Source organism: Actinoplanes sp. NPDC051343 (assembly GCF_044455125.1).
Taxonomy (GTDB): Bacteria; Actinomycetota; Actinomycetes; order Mycobacteriales; family Micromonosporaceae; genus Actinoplanes.
Map to the genome: position 1 here is coordinate 785052 of NZ_JBITEL010000002.1, position 17815 is coordinate 802866.

General features: G+C 70.7%; 15 protein-coding genes. 7 read left to right on the forward strand and 8 right to left on the reverse strand.

Going from position 1 to position 17815, the window contains the following annotated elements:
• The first annotated feature begins 17 nt into the window (after positions 1-17).
• Complete coding sequence (larC, locus tag ACIA5C_RS10620) at positions 18-1205, forward strand: nickel pincer cofactor biosynthesis protein LarC (protein ID WP_396053071.1); 1188 nt, start codon at positions 18-20, stop codon at positions 1203-1205.
• Positions 1202-1873, forward strand: coding sequence for a hypothetical protein (locus ACIA5C_RS10625; RefSeq protein WP_396053072.1), 672 nt, complete (start codon positions 1202-1204; stop codon positions 1871-1873). The genes larC and ACIA5C_RS10625 overlap by 4 nt, the downstream gene beginning before the upstream one ends.
• Here the strand turns inward: ACIA5C_RS10625 and ACIA5C_RS10630 are convergent.
• Genes ACIA5C_RS10630 through ACIA5C_RS10640 form a run of 3 tightly spaced genes read right to left on the reverse strand, consistent with a single transcriptional unit; the run spans position 1851 to position 5187 of the window.
• A complete protein-coding gene (locus tag ACIA5C_RS10630) occupies positions 1851-3404 on the reverse strand; it encodes a hypothetical protein (protein WP_396053073.1) in 1554 nt (517 codons plus the stop codon). The two genes, ACIA5C_RS10625 and ACIA5C_RS10630, sit on opposite strands and share 23 nt — an antisense overlap.
• A complete protein-coding gene (locus ACIA5C_RS10635) occupies positions 3401-4045 on the reverse strand; it encodes a type II secretion system protein J (protein ID WP_396053074.1) in 645 nt (214 codons plus the stop codon). The genes ACIA5C_RS10630 and ACIA5C_RS10635 overlap by 4 nt, the downstream gene beginning before the upstream one ends.
• Positions 4045-5187 (reverse strand): putative Ig domain-containing protein, encoded by a 1143-nt coding sequence (locus tag ACIA5C_RS10640; RefSeq protein ID WP_396053075.1) that lies wholly within the window; start codon positions 5185-5187, stop codon positions 4045-4047. Before ACIA5C_RS10640 ends, ACIA5C_RS10635 begins: the two co-directional genes overlap by 1 nt.
• A gap of 141 nt (positions 5188-5328) precedes the next feature.
• Here ACIA5C_RS10640 and ACIA5C_RS10645 point away from each other — a divergent pair, with 141 nt between their 5' ends.
• Entirely contained in the window at positions 5329-5832 is a 504-nt protein-coding gene (locus tag ACIA5C_RS10645; RefSeq protein WP_396053076.1) for a GNAT family N-acetyltransferase, read from the forward strand.
• Between the two features lie 36 nt (positions 5833-5868).
• Here the strand turns inward: ACIA5C_RS10645 and ACIA5C_RS10650 are convergent, their stop codons facing one another.
• Genes ACIA5C_RS10650 through ACIA5C_RS10660 form a run of 3 tightly spaced genes read right to left on the reverse strand, consistent with a single transcriptional unit; the run spans position 5869 to position 8633 of the window.
• Positions 5869-6873, reverse strand: coding sequence for an LLM class flavin-dependent oxidoreductase (locus tag ACIA5C_RS10650; protein ID WP_396053077.1), 1005 nt, complete (start codon positions 6871-6873; stop codon positions 5869-5871).
• A gap of 47 nt (positions 6874-6920) precedes the next feature.
• Complete coding sequence (locus ACIA5C_RS10655; RefSeq protein WP_396053078.1) at positions 6921-7748, reverse strand: SAM-dependent methyltransferase; 828 nt, start codon at positions 7746-7748, stop codon at positions 6921-6923.
• A 6-nt stretch (positions 7749-7754) separates the two neighbouring features.
• Positions 7755-8633 carry an NAD(P)H-binding protein gene (locus tag ACIA5C_RS10660; RefSeq protein ID WP_396053079.1) on the reverse strand — a complete coding sequence of 293 codons (879 nt, stop codon included), beginning with the start codon at positions 8631-8633 and terminating at the stop codon, positions 7755-7757.
• 69 nt (positions 8634-8702) lie between these two features.
• On the opposite strand from ACIA5C_RS10660, the gene ACIA5C_RS10665 reads away from it, so the two are divergent.
• Positions 8703-9560: a LysR family transcriptional regulator gene (locus tag ACIA5C_RS10665; protein WP_396053080.1), complete on the forward strand. Its 858-nt coding sequence runs from the start codon at positions 8703-8705 to the stop codon at positions 9558-9560.
• 551 nt (positions 9561-10111) lie between these two features.
• On the opposite strand, the gene ACIA5C_RS10670 is transcribed toward ACIA5C_RS10665, so the two are convergent.
• Positions 10112-10846, reverse strand: a complete 735-nt coding sequence (locus tag ACIA5C_RS10670) for a sensor histidine kinase (RefSeq protein ID WP_396053081.1) — start codon at positions 10844-10846, stop codon at positions 10112-10114.
• Positions 10847-11022: 176 nt separating this feature from the next.
• Here ACIA5C_RS10670 and ACIA5C_RS10675 point away from each other — a divergent pair, with 176 nt between their 5' ends.
• From ACIA5C_RS10675 to ACIA5C_RS10685, 3 genes are all read left to right on the forward strand, one after another.
• Positions 11023-15015 carry an AAA family ATPase gene (locus ACIA5C_RS10675; protein ID WP_396053082.1) on the forward strand — a complete coding sequence of 1331 codons (3993 nt, stop codon included), beginning with the start codon at positions 11023-11025 and terminating at the stop codon, positions 15013-15015.
• A 291-nt stretch (positions 15016-15306) separates the two neighbouring features.
• On the forward strand, positions 15307-15810 hold the full coding sequence (locus tag ACIA5C_RS10680; RefSeq protein WP_396053083.1) for an AAA family ATPase: 504 nt from the start codon (positions 15307-15309) through the stop codon (positions 15808-15810).
• A 226-nt stretch (positions 15811-16036) separates the two neighbouring features.
• On the forward strand, positions 16037-16387 hold the full coding sequence (locus ACIA5C_RS10685) for a hypothetical protein (protein WP_396053084.1): 351 nt from the start codon (positions 16037-16039) through the stop codon (positions 16385-16387).
• A gap of 599 nt (positions 16388-16986) precedes the next feature.
• Here ACIA5C_RS10685 and ACIA5C_RS10690 read toward each other — a convergent pair.
• Positions 16987-17226, reverse strand: a complete 240-nt coding sequence (locus ACIA5C_RS10690; protein WP_396053085.1) for a hypothetical protein — start codon at positions 17224-17226, stop codon at positions 16987-16989.
• Positions 17227-17815 lie beyond the last annotated feature (589 nt).

Sequence of the window (17815 nt, forward strand, 5' to 3'; positions counted from 1 at the left end):
GAGCGGATGGGACGACTGTGGACGGCAGGCATGCCTGGATCGACGCGAGTGCCGGCATTGCCGGGGACATGCTGCTCGCGGCGCTCATCGACGCCGGGGCGGGGCTGGAGCGGGTGCAGGCCGCGATCGACGCGGTGCTGCCCGGGTCGGTCGGGCTGAGCGTCGAGGAGGTGCGCCGGGCCGGGATGCGGGCCACGAAAGTGCACGTGACGCCGCTCGTCGACGACCCGCCGCACCGGACGTGGCGGGACATCCGGGTGCTGTTGCGCGAGCACGCGCGTACCGGACCTGAGGCGGTGTTCGACCGCCTGGCCGTCGCCGAGGCGAGGGTGCACGGGACCGACCCCGAGGACGTGCACTTCCACGAGGTGGGTGCCCTCGACTCGATCGCCGACGTGGTCGGGGTGTGCGCGGCGCTCGACGACCTCGGAGTCAGCAGCGTCTCGGCCGGGGAGGTGGCGCTGGGCTCCGGGACCGTCCGGTCGGCGCACGGGCGGCTTCCGGTTCCCGCGCCCGCGGTCGCCGAGCTGGCCCGGGGCTGGCGGGTGCGGGGCGACGGCCCCGGTGAGCTGGCGACGCCGACCGGGATGGCGCTGATCCGGGCGTTGGCCGGGCGTTGCGAGACGCTGCCGCCGATGACCGTCGACCGGGTCGGGGTCGGCGCCGGCACCCGCGACACGCCGGAGAGGCCGAACGTCGTGCGCGTGGTCATCGGAGCGGAAGAGGCCGACAGCACGGAAGACGTCGTGCTCCTGGAGGCCAACGTCGACGACCTCGACCCGCGGCTCTGGCCCGGTGTGCTCGCCAACCTGCTTGAGCTGGGCGCCGACGACGCCTGGCTGGTGCCGATCCTGATGAAGAAGGGCCGCCCGGCGCACACGCTCTGCGTGCTGACAAAACCGGGCCTCACGGCCCGGCTGCGAGACCAGATCTTCCGGGACACGACGACCTTGGGCGTACGGGAGGGACCGCTCCGCAAAACCGTGGTCGCGCGAACCTTCACCATAATCACCGTCGCAGCCGGCCCGATAAGCGTCAAAGTCGGCCACGTCGACGGCGTGATCGTGCAGGTCATGCCCGAGTTCGAGGACGTGGCCGCCCGGGCCCGGGCGACCGGCCTCGCGCAGCGGGTGGTCCTCCAGCAGGCGACGGCCGCCGCCGCCGATGCGGGTCTGACCGTCGGGGCCCCCTTCGAGGCGGGATGATCCGTCCGCTGGTGGCGGGCGACCTGGGCTGGGTGGTCGAACTCCTGGACCGCGACGGCCGGCACCGGGAGTCCTTCGCGCCGCAGTTCTGGCGGCGCGCACCGGACGCCCTCCGCATCCACGCGTCGTACCTCGGCGCCCTGATCGGCGACCCGGCGGCGGTCGCGCTGCGGACCGGCCATGCGTTCGCCTTCGGGCTGCGCCGGCCGGGACTCCTGCTGGTCGACGACGCGGCGGCCGAGCACGCCGCCCACTGGGCCACCGAGGGTGCGGAGCTGCTGCGCCGCCTGGCCGGCGACTCGCGGGTCCGGCTCGTCTGCCCGGTGCCCCAACCGGAACGGGCCGCGCTGGCCGGGCGGCTGGGGCTGAGCCGCGTGGAGACCTGGTGGCACCGGGACCTCACGGCGCAACCTTCGAGCGCAGCCGCCGACGGGCCACTCGAGGTCGACGGCGCGCAGGGCCGTCTCGTTCCGGCGCCCCCGATCTACGCCCCCGGCGGCCCGGTGCTGCTGGTGACCGAGTTCCGCGACCGCCGCGCCCTGGCCGAGCTGGAACACCGGGCGGAGGGCCGCGGGGCGGCCGTGAGCGTGGTGACGCGGAACCCCGGCGGCTACCGGCACACCTGCGACTTCTACGAGGGCATGCTCAGCGCTCCGTCACGTCCTTGAGGGCCAGGCCGCCGAGGGTGTTCTTGTCAGCGTTCCACTTCTGCAGCGTCGAACCGTTGCACACGCCGACGTAGATCTTCGCGACCTTGTTGACGTCCTGGAACAGGTCGGCCGGGCTGGCGTTCTGGTCGCGCGCCTGCAGGCAGTACTTCTGGGTCCCGTCGACGATCTGATAGCTGGTCGCGTACGAGCCGGTGTCGCCGTAGACCGTCCACTGCTGGTTGATGGCCTCGGGGACGCACGACTTGGTCGTCACGTACTGGTAGAGGCCGTCCGAGAGCGGGCTCTGCAGGCAGTACTTGGCCGCGCCCTTGACGGTCGAGATGGTGCCGGTCCGGAAGTTCGCCGGCGTGCCCACCTTCGGGCCGCCTTCGAGCACCGGCAGGGTGTAGCGCTGGTTCCACGCCACCTTGGCCGGGTCCGGGTTCTGCTTGCAGGGCCAGGCGATCATGTACGCCGAGTCCGGGTTCTGGTTGGTGTCGTCCAGGCAGCGCCCGAACTGGCTGTAGTTGACCAGCTGGCCGACGGCCTGCCCGACCGCCGACGAGGCCTGACCGGCGCCGGCGTTGGCGTCGAGCGAGAACGTCGACACGTTGTTGTAGCTGCCGCTGCAGCTGGTCGTGATGAGCACGCCGCTGCCGGGCCGGTCGGGCTGGGCCACGTTGAAGCAGAAGCCGTCGGTGTTGGTGCCGCCGGTGTTGCTGCCGACCAGGTTGGAGCTGTCGTTGATGCTCCACTGCTGTGCGTAGAGCGCCGGCTTGGCGGTCACGCACGGCTGGACGGTGACCGGGGCGTTCGCGACGTGGGTGGTGCCGGCCTGCAGGCACATGCCGGACGAGTCCGCGCCCTGCGAGGAGACCAGCACGAGGCGCAGGCTGGGGTCGTACGCCCAGGTCTGGCTGACCGCCCCGGCGTTGCACAGCTGCATCTTCACCGCGGTGCCGGCCGTCGGCGTGCCCGACCCGGCGTCGATGCACAGGTCGTTCAGTGTGGTGCTGCCCCGATAGACGTGCACCAGGCCGCCGGAGATGTTGGCGTTGCTGGTGTGCACCACGTAGGTGCCGCGCAGCGTCCGCTTCGAGGAGCCGGCGCCGGACGCCGTGCCGGTCGAGGTGAACACCACGAAGCCGGGCACGGTCCGGGTGCCGCGGCCGGGCACGCAGGACACCGCGTGCCCGGCGGTCCAGGCGGCATCCTGGAGGTGCCCCTGCGGGTCGGAGTCGTAGTAGGCGAGGACCACCGAGTACGCGGCGGCGCCCACCGTGCCGGTCAGGGTCGTGCAGGGCAGCCGGGTGGCGTCGCCGACGGTCTCGCCCGTGGCGTTGATCTTCGTCGCGGTGCGGACCTGGGCCACGCCGACGTCCAGGCCGGCCTGGGCGACGTTCAGCGCCTGCACCCGCCGCGCCTCGAACGCGGTCGTGTGCAGCTGGCTGACCACCAGCATCGACATGAAGACGCTCAGCCCGACGCCGACCACCGACACGAGCATGGCCAGGGGCAGCGAACCGCGGTCGTCCTTCAGACGGATCATGACGAGACCCCCCGGCCTTCGGTGCAGGTCGTCGAGATGGTGGTGGTGTCCACCGAACCGGTGGGGATGATCGCGTTGAGCGCGGTGAAGGTCACCGTGGTCTCGCGCCGCGAACCGGCCCGGGCGGCCGACGCGCTGAGGCCGGACCCGCCGCCGGTCACCGAGGTGACGTCGAGCGTGAGCGACTGGTAGGGCGAGTCGCTGGGCAGCACCGGCCGGGTCGACGTCACCGCGAACGGCGTCGCCGCGATCACCGACGAGGCGAGCGTCTGCCAGGCGGTCGGCACGAGCGGACTCTGGTTCTTGACCCACTGGCGCCGCTGGAGCTCACCGGTGGAGGTGCGCAGGCGCAACTCGACGCAGGTGTCGACCGAGTCGGCGCTCAGCAGGTATTCGACGTACGGGTCGCCGCTGACCGCCGCCGGGTCGCTGATCCCCCGGGCGTAGCGGACCTCCTTGTCGAGCCGGCTGAACGCGGTGTCGATCTGCGACTGGGCGGCCGAGACCGCGTCGACGCTGTTGACCGAGTGGTAGATCTGGATGACGGCGCTGGTCACCAGCGTCATCAGGATGCCCGTGCAGACCATCGCCATCATCACCTCGAGCAGCGAGTAGCCCTCGTCGTTCTTGCCCGGGAACATCACGACACCGTCCAGGTCGTCGTCTTGGACACGCTCGCGCCCTTCGCGTCGGTCACCCTGGTGGTCACCGGGTAGGCGCCCCGGGTGCCCGGTGACCCACTGATAACTCCCGAGGAGCCGTCGAGGGTCACGCCGGGCGGCAGGCCGCTTGCGCTCCACGCGTACGGCCGGGTGCCGTTGGAAGCAGTGAGGGTGACCGGCGGGCCGGCCGTGCCCACTTTCGAGGCCGGCGGGGTGAAGCCGGCGTAGCCGAGCGCCGCGCTGACCGTCCAGCCGAAGCTCGAGGTGGCCTTCTGCCCGTACGCGTCGGAGACCGTCACCGTCACCGACGAGCTCCCGGCGGTCGTCGGCGTGCCGCTGATCGCGCCGTCGGCCGGGTCGATGGTGAGCCCGGCCGGCAGTGAGGTGGCGTTCCAGGTCAGCGGGGCCGCCCCGCCGCTGGTGACGAAGGTCAGGGCGGCCGGGGTGCCGACGTCGGCGGTCTGGGCGCCCGGCGTACTGGTGATCGCCGGGGCCGGTGAGCTGTCGTTGGTGTCGAAGACCGGGTCGAGCACCCGGCCCAGATCCGGGTCGCCGATCAGCGTGCTGGTGACGTACGAGCAGACGCTGCCCAGGCACGAGCGCCCGGGCCAGGTGACCGCGACGACGACCCGGAAGAACTTGGTGAACTGCCCGCTCGGCGCCGACGCCACACACGCGCCGCCGGTCGAGGGGCGCTGACACCAGCCGATGTACCAGTACTGCCGGTACGCGATGCCGTTGAGCACCAGGGTTCGATAGGTGGTCGGCAGCAGGGCCGTCCGGCCCGAGCCGGGAGCGGCGTTCCTGTCGTAGGCCATCGTCTGGTCGCCGGCGCCGAGCAGACCGGCGACCGAGGCGACCGGGGCCGACCATTCCTGGGCCGAGCCGGCCTGGTCCCGCCCGGTCAGCAGCGCGGCCGCAGGCAGCGCCCGGGCCCGCTCCATGGCGTCGTCGGCCGCCTGGATCGCCGACTGCCGGTCGCCCTGCTCGTTGTCGATCCGGATCGAGTTCACGAAGAACGCGCTGAGCGAAAGCATCACCACCGACACGACCGCGATCGCGACCAGCACCTCAGCCATCGTGAAGCCCTCGTCGGACCGGCGCGTACGTCGCTGAAGCACGCGCTCTCCTCTCGCCGCTCGCCACCGGGTGGTCGAGACGCACGATCGGCAGCCGCAACCGTTTCGCAAGGATTCAGCGGGCGCCGCGTTCGCGGAGGCCTCGACCCGGCTCGGTCACGCCGCCCCGGCTAAGGTCGGGCGATGTTCGAATTGAGGCCGGTCGAGGCCGCCGACGCGCAGGCGGTCCGCGACTTCGAACTCGCCAACCGCGCCTACTTCGCCCGGTTCATCACCGACCGCGGCGACGCCTTCTTCGCCCATTTCGACGACAGCTGGGCCACCGTGCTGGCCCTCCACCAGGCGGGCGTCTGCCTCTTCCACGTCCTGACCACCGAGACCGGCGAGGTGGTGGGCCGTTTCAACCTGCTCGAGGTCGAAGACCGGACCGCCAACGTCGGCTACCGCCTGGCCGAATCCGTGACCGGCCGCGGCATAGCCACCGCCACCGTCCGCGAACTCTGCCGGCGAGCAGAAACGCGGTACCACCTGCGTACGCTGAACGCGGCCGCCGCCGACGAGAACGTAGCCTCGCAGAAGGTCCTCACGAAGTCAGGATTCACCGTGACCGGCCCGGCCGCCCCCGCCGAGCTGGGCAACAAGCCAGGCAAGTGGTTCCGCCGCACCCTCGGCCCGGCCGGTCGGTGACCGCCGCGCGCGAAAGCGGGATCAGCCACACCCGTTCTACTTGCTCTCCGGCAGCAGATTCAGGACCTGGCCGGTCAGCTCGATCGAGCGCACCCGGTCGTCGACCTCACTCGCGTGGTGCGCGGTGATCAGCTCGTCGGCCTGGGCCGTCTCGGCGAACGCGGCCAGATAGTCGCGGACCTCGGACGGCGTGCCGACCGCGGTGTAGCGGGTCATGCCGGCCAGCTGGGCGCCGTTGGGTGAGGCCAGGAACTCGTCGATCTCGGCGTCGGTGAAGTTCATCCCCCGGGCGCCGCGGGTCAGCATCGCCCGGGTGCGGGCGCGGTAGGCGACGGCCTTCTGCTGCACCGCCTGGTCGTGGTCGTCGGCCGCGAAGACGTTCACGCCGGCGATCACGTACGGATTTTCCAGCTGTGCCGACGGCTGGAAGGTGTCGCGGTAGACGGACACGGCCTGGGTCAGCGCGTCCGGGGCGAAGTGCGAGGCGAACGCGTACGGAAGGCCGAGACGGGCCGCGAGCTGCGCGCCGAACAGTGACGAACCGAGGATGTAGAGCGGCACGATCTCGTCGGCCCGGGGTACCGCCTGCACGCCCGGGATCCGGCTGTGCCCGGACAGGAAACCCTGCAGTTCGAGCACGTCCTGCGGGAACGTGTCGGCCGCCGACGGGTCGCGCCGCAGGGCCAGCTGGGTGTTCTGGTCGCTGCCCGGCGCGCGGCCCAGCCCGAGGTCGATGCGGTCCGGGAACAGCGTGGCCAGCGTGCCGAACTGCTCGGCGATCACCATCGGCGAGTGGTTGGGCAGCATGATGCCGCCGGAGCCGAGACGGATCGACTCGGTCTGCGTCGCGATGTAGCCGATCAGCACGCTGGTCGCCGACGACGCGATGGTCGGCATGTTGTGGTGCTCGGCGTACCAGACGCGGCGATAGCCGCTGCGTTCCGCCGCCCGGGCCAGCGCGACGCTGGTGGCGAAGCTTTCGCGGGCGGTGCTCCGGGCCGGGATGGGCGCCAGGTCGAGCAGGGACAACGCAATCGACATGGGGCGAAAGCTACTCTCCGCTCACTCCGCCCGGCACGTGAGCCTGATCATGCTTTGCGCCCGACCGCCGCCCAGGCGTTGACGACGTGCAGCGGCAGGTCCGGGGTGTCCGGCTCGGGCCGCCACCGCGTGGTCGGGACCACGCCCGGCTCGAGCAGTTCGAGGCCCTCGAACAGCCGGGTGATCTCGGCCCGGCCGCGCATCCAGAAGTCCGAGCGCCCGGCCCGCTGCATCTCGTCGTGCCCGGCCACCACCGCGGGCGGCAGGAAGTCGTTCGTGACGTGGGTGACGAACAGGAAACTGCCGGACGGCAGCGCGCCCATCAGCCGGTCGACGAGCGGCTTCACCGCCTCGTCACCCGGCACGAAGTGCTGCACCCCGACCAGCAGCAGCGCGACCGGTTCGGTGAGATCCAGCGTCCCGGCGGCCGCTTGGAGGATCTTGCCCGGGTCGCGAAGGTCAGCCTCGAGATAGGCCGTCCGGCCTCCGGTCAGCAGGGCCCGCGCGTGCGCGAGAACGAGCGGGTCGTTGTCGACGTACACCACCCGGCTGTCCGGCGCGATCCGCTGGGCGACCTCGTGGGTGTTGTCCGCCGTCGGCAGTCCGGTGCCGATGTCGAGGAACTGGCGGACGCCGGCCGCACCGGCCAGGTGGGTCACCACCCGCCGCAGCACGTCCCGGTTGGCCCGTACCCCCGCCCGCATGCCGGGGACCAGCCGCTCGATCTCGTCGGCCGAGCGGCGGTCCGCGTCGAAGTTGTCCTTACCGTCGAGCCAGTAGTTGTAGCGCCGGGCCGGATGCGGAACGGTCGGGTTGAAGGCGCCCGCCCCGGGCAACTGGTCGAGATAGGCCTGATCCTGCGGGGTGAGCTCCATAAGCGGTCATGATTCCACGGCCGGCCGCAGGACCTCCTCACACCATTGGCGGAAAGTGGTGGGGCTGGTCGTCCCGGTCGTGCGGGCGACGCCCTCGTCCAGGCCCTCGTCCTTGGCCCGCGCCATGTCCACCATGGCCTGGGCCACCGACTCCGAGGCCCCGCCGGCCAGGAACTGGGCCTTGAAGGCGTCGAGCGGCGTACGCACGTACTCGATCGGCCGGCCCAGCACCTCCGACATGATCCGCACTTCGTCCAGCATGGACAGGTCTTCCGGTCCGAGCACCGGTGTCTCGCCGCTGCCGGTCCATCCGTCGTCGAGCAGCAGCCGGGTGGCCGCGGCCGCGATGTCCCGGGTCGCGCAGGTCGGCATCTTCCGGTCCGGCTCGCTCGGCCCGAAGTAGCGTCCCTGCTCGCGGATCACCGGGACCTGGCGCAGCACGTTGTCCATGAACGACGGCAGGGCCAGCGCCCGGTAGGCGACGCCGCTGGCCGCGATCAGGTCGTCCATCTCCAGCGAGGCGGTGACCAGGCCCGCGTTGGCGGCCGGTGCGGTGCCGCGGCCGAGCGCGGAGACGCCGACCACCCGCTGCCCTTCGGTGAAGGCCCGGGTGGCCGGTCGGGTGAAGTCGAGATAGACCTGGCGGAAGTCGGATGCCTCACGGTTCGGCGGGGCGAGCCAGAAGATGGCGTCCGCGCCGTCGAACGCCTTGGCGACGACGTCCGGGTCGCCGTGCGACCCGGCGACGACCTCGGCCCGCTCACGGACCGGTCCGGCCAGGCGGTCCGGGTCGCGCACAATGACGCGTACGGGCGTGCCGAGCGCGAGCAGATTCGCGACGACCTGGCGGCCGATGTTCCCGATCGGTGCAGTTACAACGATCATGTGCACAGTCAACCGCTGGTCAGCCCGGGTCTGAAGGACCGATCCGATCCCGATTGATACCGTGGGAGTATGAACGACCTCGAGGTCCGCCAGCTGCGCTACTTCGTCGCGGTGGCCGAGGAACTGCATTTCGGCCGGGCCGCTACGCGGCTCGGCATGGCACAACCCCCGCTTTCCCGCGCTATCCGGGAAATCGAGCGCTTCTTGGGCGTACGCCTGTTGGAGCGCACCACCCGCAACGTGGCCCTCACGCCGGCCGGCGAAATCCTGCTGCGCGACGCCCGCAACGCGCTCGACGCGGTGAGCGCGGCCGGCCGCCGGGCCCGCAACGCCGGCCTGCCCACCCCCGCGCTGCGCCTGGCCCTGAAGGCCGACTTCGACGCCGGCCTGCTCCCCCAGATCCTGGCCGCCTACCGCCGCGAGGCGTCCGCCCTGCCGGTCGAGCCGCTGCTCGGCGGCCGCGGCGAGCAGGTCCCGGCCCTGCACGACGGCCGCGCCGACGTCGCCCTGCTCCCCACCCCGTTCGACGAGCGCGGCCTCGACCACGAACCGCTGATGACCGAACCCAACCTGGTCGCCCTGGCCGTGACCGACCCACTGGCGGCGCTGCCGTCACTGTCCCTGGCCGACTTCCGCGGCCGCGAACTCCCCGACGGCGCCGACGCCTCGTCCGGCCCGCAGCGCCCGCACCGCACCTCGTCCCGCCTCGACATGACCCAGATCTTCAACCTGATCGAGATCGGCACCCTGGTCTTCTTCGTCCCGGCCTCGGTGGCCCGCCGCTACACCCGCCCCGACATCGTCTACCGCGAGGTGACCGACCTGCCCCCGGCCGGCCTGTCCATAGCGTGGCCCCAGGACTGCCGCTCCCCCGCCGTGGCCGCCTTCGTCCGAGCCGCCCTAGCCGTGGCAGCGGCCCCCGTCTGAGCGCCTGGCCAAAAGTCTTGTCCATCGCTTGGTGGGAGCCAGGGTGCGGCGGTCGTGAGGTTCTGGGTGACTTCGTTCGCGAGTTTCTATGCATCGTTGCCGGCGCCGCGTGCCGAGACCTTTGCGAGAACCGGCACCCCTTGTCGACCTCTACTGCCGGTGGTGCCGGCGGTAGCTCCGGAGCCCGTTCACCCTACGTGCAGACAATCATCGCGCGACCTGACGGGAGTGCGCGGATCTGCCGATGACAGGGCGAATCCTCTATGCATGATCATGCGTGCACTTGCAAATTCATTGAGGCGAGTAACTCCGCAGGTGCGGACGGTCCCGTCCCGGAGAACGTTGCGCGCGGCCCAAGCATTGCTGCGATCTGGTTCGCTGCTACTCCTCGCCGTTAGGCGATCTCACCAGATTCGGGGGCTTCGTCGTTGACGTGCCCACCGGCGCCGGCCCGATTCTGGATCACCGGCGGCAGGTGGCTGTTGCCTCAACCTCTCCGGCCCAGTGTTCCCCGTCCGGGGTGGACGTCTTGTCGATGGCAACATCGCGCGTTACACGAGTTTCGGCAGCGTGAACCAGAAGCGGCTGCCGCCGCCGGGGTTGTCGTTGACCCCGATGTGGCCGCCGTGGCGTTCGACGATGCGGCGGCAGATGGCTAGGCCGAGGCCGGTGCCGGGGCGGCCGCCGGTGTTGGCGCAGCGGTGGAAGGCGTCAAAGATCCGGGGACGGTCCGCGGCGGGGATGCCGACGCCACGGTCGGCTACCTCGACGCGTACGGTGCCGTCGGCGAGGGTGTGGGCCTCGATCTCGATCTCGGGCGTGGTGTCCGCGGGCGCGTATTTGATGGCGTTGCCGATCAGGTTGTCCAGGACGTGCCGTAGCAGCCCGGCGTCCGCCACCACGGTCGGCCACTCGCCGCTTTGCGTCACTAGGACCTTGTTGGGCCCGGCGACGTGTTCGGTGAGCGCTTCGCCGACGATTTCGCGCAGCGCCCTCGGCGCGAGCTCGAGGGTGTGGTCGGCGCGGGCGTAGTCGAGGAGGTCCTGGGCCAGTTGGTTCATGCGGCGCAGGCCGCGCTCGATGGCGGCGATGTCCTGCCGGAAGCCGTCGCCCAGGGCGGTGCTGTAGTCCTCGTGCAGCATCTGCACGTGGGCGGAGACGCTGGCGAGGGGGGACTTCAGGTCATGCGAGGCCATCGCCATCAGGGCTCGCAGTTCGGCCTCGTGGCTGTCGGGTCCGTGGGTCTCGTCCAGGGCGGGCACGTTCCTGGTGAGCAGGGTCTGCATGGTGTCCTCCGGTGGCTGGTGATGGCATCAGCAGATCGCCGGTCCGGGGTGTTCACCGGCGTGCGGCGAACACTTTTGGTCCGTCGAGGCGCGTGGCCTGGCCTGCGGCATCGGACGTTCGGGCAGGCCTGGCGAACAGGCCGAACACCGAGCAGCCGGCTGGTTAACCTGCGGAGGTGACCACTTTAGGTGAGCAGGTGACGACCCAAGGTGCTTGTCCTGTCGGGGATCATCGCCGGCTGCACGACCTGCTCCTCGAGCTGCGCCAGCGGGCGGACGAGCCGTCGCTGCGGAAGATCAACGGCACGGCCGGCGTGTCGGTCGGGCACTTGAGCGAGATCTTCGCGGGCAAGACGGCGCCGGGCGCAGACGTGGCGGTGCGGATCGCGCAGGCGCTGCGCGCCACCGACCGCGAGCAGGCACGGGTGCGGTTCTATGCCGAGGGCGTCGAGGCCGACCGGTCCGCGCGGCGCGCCAGGGACGGCCGGCGGGCGCACCGGGCCGGGTGGGAGGGCTGTCCTTATCTGGGTCTGCCGGCGTTCGAGGAGCGCCACGCGCGGATCTTCTACGGCCGGCGGGCGCTGACCGAGCATCTGGTGCGGCGCCTGCGGGAGCATCCGCACGATGCGGGCGTGCTGTTGGTGCTCGGGCCGTCCGGGTCCGGCAAGTCGTCGCTTTTGCGCGCGGGGCTGATGGGGTCGCTGGCCGAGGACGCGCTGGCGCCGGGCTGTGGGTCCTGGCCGCGCCGGGTGATCACGCCGACGGGCGACCCGCTCCGGCAACTCGCGATCCACTTGGCCGATCTCGCCGGCACGGAGGCCGTCTCCGTACACGAAGCGTTACTGGCGAATCCCGGCGCGGCGCACCTGCTCGCCGGGCAGGCCCTGGCAGCCGGCGGCCTGCCGGACGACGACGCCCGGCGGTTGGTCCTGGTGGTCGACCAGCTCGAGGAGCTGTTCACACTCACTTGCGACGCCGGTGAACAGCAGCGGTTCTTGGCCGCGCTGTACAGCATGGCTACCGCGCCGGTCCGGCCTGGTGGCGCGCCCGCGGCGCTGGTCATCGCGGGCATCCGCGGCGACTTCCTCGACCAGGCGCTGGCTTTCCCGCCGGTGCGCCAGTCGGCTGAGGCCGGCGTTTTCGCCGTCGGCGCGATGACCGAGTCGGAACTGCGCGAGGCCGTCGCCGGCCCGGCCGCCGAGGCGGGCGTACGCGTCCCCGAGAACGTCTGCGTCGCCATCCTGGACGATCTTCGCGAGCGCAGCCTGCCGGTGGGCTTCGACAGCGGCGCGCTGCCGCTGCTGTCGCAGGTCATGTTCGTCATGTGGCAGGCGGAGGCGGCCGCGGGCCTCACCTTGGCGGGCTATCACCGCACCGGCGGCGTGGCCGACATCGTGCGCACCAGCGCCGAACGGGTCTACGAGTCCCTCGACCCCGGCCTGCAGGAGCTGACCCGCCGGGTGTTCCTGCAGCTCACCACGGTGACCGACGGCAAGCTCACTCGCCGGCCCGGCACCCGCGGCGCACTGCGGGCCGCGGCTTGCAGCGACGATGTCGCCCTGGTCGTCGAGGCGTTCGCTGCGCACCGGCTGCTCACCGTTGCCGACAACGACCTGGTCACCATCGCGCATGAGGAGCTCATGCGCTCGTGGACCCGGCTGCACGACTGGCTGCGGCCCAGCCTCACCGACCAGGCCCTGCACCGCGCCCTCGCCGATGACGTCCAGACCTGGCAGGGGCGCGGCCGTGATCCCTCGTACCTTTATCACGGTGGCCGTCTCCTGGCCGTCGCTGACGCGGTCGGCCGCTGGGCCGACGACCCCGCCGGGCAGTTGCCGGTCGATCCGACCGCTGCCGAGTTCCTGCAGGCGAGTCATCGCCGCGCCCGCCGCCGTCGGCGGGCCTACCAGGCTGTCACCGCGGTCATGGTCGTCCTGTTCGCCGTCACCGGCACCACCGCCGTACTCGCCCACCGCAGCGCCGTCCGCGCCGACCTGCAGCACGCCATCGCGCTCTCCCGTCAGCTCGCCGCCATCAGCGGCACGACCAGCGGCACCGACCGCGGCGCGTCCGAGCAACTCGCCGCCGCGGCGCTCGCCGCCGGCGTGACCGACGAGTCGCTCGGCGCCGCCAGCGCGCTGCTCGCCGACGCCTCCAGCGTCCTGCCCGGCGACAACGGCATCGTGTCCCTCAGCGCGGACGGCAGACGGCTGGCCACCGTCACCGCGGCCGACAACACGGTGTGGCTCTGGGATCCGGCGACCGGGCGCCGCGTCGGCGCGCCGCTGGTCCTGCGCACCGGACCGGTGAAGGCCGCGGCCCTGAGTCCAGACGGCACGCGCCTGGCCACGCTCCCCCTGGGCGACAACACGGTGCACCTCTGGGATCCGGCGACCGGCCGCCCCGTCGGCGTCCCGCTGACCGGCCACAGCGGGCCGATCAACGGCCTCGACTTCAGCCCCGACAGCAGACTTTTGGTCACGGTCGGCATGGACGGCACCGTACGCCGATGGGACCCCGCCACGGGACGTCCGATCGGTGCACCGTCGACCGGGCACACCGGGCCGGTGAAGTCGGTGCGGTTCAGCCTGTCCGGCAAGTACATGGCGACCGCGGACGACAAGACGATACGAGTGTGGGATCCGGCCACAGGGCGACCGGTCGGCGCGCCGGCGCCCATCAGTCCCGGGCCGCTGTACGGCATCAACTTCAGCCCGGACGAGAAGCTCTTCGCTACCGCCGACGGCGACAATACGGCGCAGCTGTGGGACGCCGCCACAGGGCACCCGGTCGGCGCACCGCTGACCGGCCACACCGGGCCGGTGTACGCCGTGGTCTTCAGCCCCGACAGCACCCGGCTGGCCACCGCCGGCGACGACGCGACGGTGCGTCTGTGGGACCGGGCCACCCGGCGGCCGATCGGTCCGCCGCTGACCGGCCACACCGGGCCGGTGCGGTCGATGCGATTCAGCCCTGACGGAAAACGCCTGGCCACCGCCAGCGACGACGCCACCGTGCGGCTGTGGGACCCGAGCACAGGCCGGCCGGCAGGACCGCCCCTGACCGGCCACACCGGGCCGGTGGTCGCCGTGCGGTACAGCAAGGACGGAAAACTCCTGGTCACCGCCAGTAAGGACAGCACCGTACGGTTGTGGGACCCGGCCACGGGCCGTCCGCTCGGCGGGCCGCTGACCGGGCACACCGGGCCCGTGAACGCCGTGGCCTACAGCCCCGACGGGAGACGCTTGGCCACCGCCAGCACGGACGACACCGTCCGGCTTTGGGACCCCGCCACCCGCCGTCCGGTCGGTTCGCCGCTCCCCGGCCACACCGGGCCGGTGCGTGCCGGGGCGTTCAGCCCCGACGGGAAACTGCTGGCCAGCGCAGGCGACGACGGGACCGTGCGTCTGTGGGACCCGGCCACCGGGCGGCCGATCGGCGTCGGCCGAGCCGGGCCGGTGTGGTCCGTGGCCTTCCGCCCCGACGGAAAGGTCCTGGCAACCGGCGGTAGCGACGGACGCGTACAGCTGTGGGACCCGGCCACCGCACGCCCGGTCGGCACAGCACTGGCCGGGCATGCCGGGCCCGTTCGGGCAGTGCGGTTCAGCCCCGACGGCACCCGGCTGGCCACCGCGGGCAGCGACGGCACCGTGCGGCTGTGGGACCCCGCCACCGGCCGGCCGGTCGGCACGCCACTCACCGGGCACACCGGCACCGTCTGCGCCCTGGCCTTCCGCCCAGACGGGAAACTGCTGGCCAGCGCCGGCGAGGACAAGACGGTCCGGCTGTGGGACCCGGAAACCGGCCACCGCGTCGGCGAGCCGCTGACCGGTCACGCCGGGCCGGTGTGGGCGGCGGCATTCAGCCCGGACGGCAAACTCCTGGCCACCGCGAGCGACGACCGGACCGTGCGGCTGTGGGACCCGGAAACCGGCCATCCGGCCGGTGCACCGCTGGCCGGACACGACCAGCCGGTCTACGGCCTGGCCTTCAGCCCCGACGGAAAGACCCTCGCGACCGCGAGCGGCGACACAACGGCACGACTCTGGGACCATGCCGCATACCTCAGACCCCTCGCCGCCCTCTGCGATCGGGCCGGCGGCCTCCCCGAGGCCAAATGGCGACGATACGCCGCCCACGAGCCCCCCATCAACGTCTGCGGGTACTGAGTCACCCGTCAAACTGATAACGGCCCGTATCCGAAATAATAGCCATCGCATCTTGACCGCTCGCCAGACTCACCACGGTCACCGCTCTCGATCGGCGCCACGCGCATGACTATGCATGACCCTTAGAGCTGGAGACGCACGGATCTGCCGCAGTCATCGCGCAACGGGCTGGCGTGCCGGTCACTATCTGTTGTCACCGGCATCCGTGTCCGGTTGCTGAAGAAAGTGCTTTCGGCCTGTAGGCGGGTCGCTTGGCCGCGCGTGTCCGACCGACCGCACACAATGGCTCGTATGACCCAGGACGCTGCCGATCAGCCGGCCGGGACGCCTTCGCGGGGACGACTCGTCATCATCTGCGGGCTGCCCGGCAGCGGGAAGACGACCGCGGCTAAGGAGGTGGCCGCTCAACGGCGTGGCCTACGGCTTGGACCCGATGAGTGGATGACAGCGCTCGGCGTCAGCTTGTGGGACGACGCCATGCGGCGGCGAGTCGAGGCGCTCCAATGGTCGATGGCCGAGGAACTCCTACTCCTCGGCAACACCGTGATCATTGAATGGGGCACATGGGCTCGGTCGGAGCGCGACACTCTCAGACTGCGGGCACAAATGCTGGGAGCCGCGGTAGAGCTCATCTACCTCGATGTCCCGGATGAGGAACTCTGGCACCGCATCGAGGAACGCGCCATGGAGGATCCTCCGATTCAACGCTCGGACGTTGATGAATGGCGGCGTCAGTTCGAACCCCCCGATGAGCAAGAACTCTCCGGCTACGACACCTCGACGTCGACCCCATGACGTCCGCTCATGCCGCCGATCGCGCGGCGGCCGGCGAGGACTGCCACTCCATGTGACGCACGCCTGGGCGTTCCGGCGCACGCTCTTGCCGATGAGCGGATGGCGTGTCAGCCGTACGGGCGTGCCAATCCGGATAGTGCTCCACTTCGATCAAGTCAGGCCAACGCCAGAACGGCGACAGGCATTCGCGGCCCGAACTTCCGGCCGCAGACTTCCGGAGGTATAGATGCAGGCGTTCCTGTCGCTGGTAATTCTGATCCTCATTGCGGCCGGTGCGCTGTGGCTCCGCAGCAAGATCTTCGGCCTGGGGAGCCGTCGCCCGTCCCCGCCGCCGCCCGCGTCCGCCGGCCCCGCATACCTCAACGCGGTCGAACACGAGCGGCTGGGCTGGGAGCTCGAGCAGCGGGGGTTCCAGCCGGCAGAGCCGAACGCCGCGTATTCGGACTTCTACTTCGCCGACCAGCTGTCGGTCGAGGTGGGCCCCGCCGGGGTCGGCCGCTTCCAGGTCAACGTGCGCTACGGGGTGGGCCGCTCGGCGGCCACGGAGGCGCTTACCGTGGCCCGCCACGCGAGGTGAACCTGGGTTCACCACAGACCATGTTGCGCTCCGTGTGGCTTGATCGCGAAGCGATGATCAGGCGTACAGATCTGTCGATGACCGCATGGCGAATAACCCTCCCTGTTATCGCACGAAGAATTTCCGCTGCCTGCGTGCTGCGTGCCATCCGGGCCGCGTCAGTGGCTGACCAAACTGCACGATAAGGAGACAGTCACATGGCGGATTATGACACCTATCGTGAGTTGTAGGAAAAAGAGCGCCAGCGACAGATGGGCAGCGGGGGCGGCGGCAATGGTGGCTGCTCACCCGTCGTCGGCTGTCTCGCGTTCTTCGTTGCTCTGTTCATCATTGGATGCCTGATCGTGGGCTTGATCTATTGGCGTGATGACAATAAGCCAGATCTTTTCCATCCGCCGCGTCTCTCGTCCAATTCCTTCGTCTCCGCAAGGTAAAGACGAGTGCGGAACGGTCATCTCCGCGCAACAGCAGCTTTTCCACCACGAGTGGAGTGAGCGCCCTGTATTGCACCAAAAGACCGTCTCCAAATTCAACATCCGGATCTGCCGGCGACAACCTGCGCTGGGACCGCGCCGAACCCTGATGGCGGATCTGCGCGGTCAGGCAGGCGGCCAGATCCGCCTGCCGGAGGTGCGAACCGGCTCGCCCGGCGCCCGGATCATCTCGACCTGGAGGACCTCGGCGCCGATCCGCTGCCCCATGGTCGCCGCCGGCTCGTCACCGGTGAGACGCCGCTCGGCCAGCCACAGCCATGCGCGCAGGGAGTTGTGCCCCGCGCCGTCCAATTCGACGCCGGCCGAGGTGTACGAGCACAGCCGCCAGTCAACGCCTTCACCCATGGCGGTATCAGGAAGGTGGCCACCGGCTGATTGAACTCGCGGGCGAAGATCCTTGCTTCATACCGAGCCACCGCGACGGGTGCCCGCGAGCGCTGTGTACCTTTGCTCGGCGGCCTTCGGGCTGACGATCGCCGACGGTGACCGGTTTCGCCGATATCGCCGTCTCCGAGCCATCCGGCTGATCAGTCACGCGCTTTGCCGCCAGCCTTTACCCATAGCGCAGTACCGGCCAGAGCGCAGGCTGCGGCGCCCGCGGCGATGACAATCCGCATGACCACTGGGAGGCTTTGGTCGAGCGACAGGACGCCCCGGGTGAGAACGATCCCGGCGAGTGCCACGATCAAGAGAACGACGGCCAATACTCGACGTACATTCATCGGCTTATTTCAGCACGCCGCGTCAAACTGGTCGCATCGGCCTTTAGAGCTCCTAACACGATCTGCTGAATCGATGTTGATCAGCGTCGCGACGTGAAGATCGGTCTCGTTCGCTAGTACTCCAGCCGTAGATCGTGATCTCTGCGTGGCGGTGCCGGATGCGGGGCGGCCACCGCGTGATCATCGTCGGTTGTGTCGACGTCAGATGACCT